Source organism: Rhizobium mulingense, from assembly GCF_029194105.1.
GTDB lineage: Bacteria > Pseudomonadota > Alphaproteobacteria > Rhizobiales > Rhizobiaceae > Rhizobium > Rhizobium mulingense.
Genome location: NZ_JARFVE010000072.1, coordinates 1 through 633 on the forward strand (window position 1 = coordinate 1; position 633 = coordinate 633).

Below are 633 nucleotides of genomic sequence, written 5' to 3' on the forward strand. Positions count from 1 at the left end.
ACATTTGCGGTGTTACTCAACCTCGAGTGTTACTTCGGAAGTGGTTATTGGATGAAGGACGAGGTCAACGAAGATATTTTCGATCACGTAGCCAAGAAGATTAAGGCAGATCAAAATATTGCAAGCCGACAGTTAGGCATCATTTGCGCCACCATCGCAGCCTATGGTGCCGTGATATTCTTTGCGTTTCTCATTTTTCGAGCCCACCCGTCAATATCCTGCGAGTTTGTCAATAACCAGGTTATGCTGCGGTTTTGGCCCCCAAATACCGCGATACTATCTGCTTTAAAAACAAGTCGTTATTCGCAGTCTGATCAATGCCTGTTGATCGCAATGCGATCCCTTGCCAGCGTGGTCATGCTTCCTGCCGTCGTCGTGTTTCTTGTAAAGCAACTGTTTGCATCCGACAGCTACCACGTCCAGGGAATGATGACAGCGTTCATCATTATATTAGCTGCCAGCTTGGCGTCGGCGTATATCGGTCCAACTGAGCATTATTCGCGTTATCGAATGAGCTTCGAGTCGCCGATAGAGGTGAACATCTGGAAGAGTATGATCCACATCTTTGGATTTTACCTAGCCGCATTCGTACTTGCATTTAGGCTTCCCGCTTACATCAGATCAACCCGTAGA

At 47.1% G+C, this 633-nt stretch carries 1 protein-coding gene; it reads left to right on the plus strand.

Annotated elements, in window-relative coordinates; all coding sequences use genetic code 11:
- Window positions 1-51 precede the first annotated feature (51 nt).
- The coding region (locus PYR71_RS30755; RefSeq protein ID WP_042120096.1) for a hypothetical protein at window positions 52-633 on the plus strand (582 nt) is incomplete at its 3' end.